Origin of the sequence: Pantoea sp. SIMBA_079 (assembly GCF_046940275.1) — a bacterium.
GTDB lineage: Bacteria > Pseudomonadota > Gammaproteobacteria > Enterobacterales > Enterobacteriaceae > Pantoea > Pantoea borealis.
The window spans coordinates 1-267 of sequence record NZ_JAWRYR010000383.1 but is presented as its reverse complement, the minus strand read 5'-3'; the positions used below and the strand labels follow the sequence as shown (position 1 = coordinate 267).

The 267-nt window shown below is 62.9% G+C and carries 1 protein-coding gene; it reads right to left on the bottom strand.

What is annotated here, in order from left to right; translation table 11 throughout:
* Positions 1-267 (bottom strand): hypothetical protein (locus SB719_RS20460; RefSeq protein WP_412159787.1); only part of this gene is annotated, 267 nt, incomplete at both ends.

Sequence of the window (267 nt, the reverse complement as noted above, 5' to 3'; positions counted from 1 at the left end):
CGCAGCGACCTCATCGCCACCTTGGTTTCGATCGCGACCGAGCGCGCCCTCACCGAAGCAGCCCTTGTCCTGCATCTTCTTATAGATCTCCAGCTGGTCCTTCCAACCGGATTTTGCGAAGTTGAAAGTGCCGGCGGGAGTCTGCTTGGCTGCATCCGGGTGCGGGCCGTAGACCAGTGAAGCGGTCTGCGCGTATGAAAGCATCTGCGGCCCGGAGAGTGCGTCGCCGAGCCCCTGCGCGTAGGCGTAGACGCCTGCCTTCTTCGC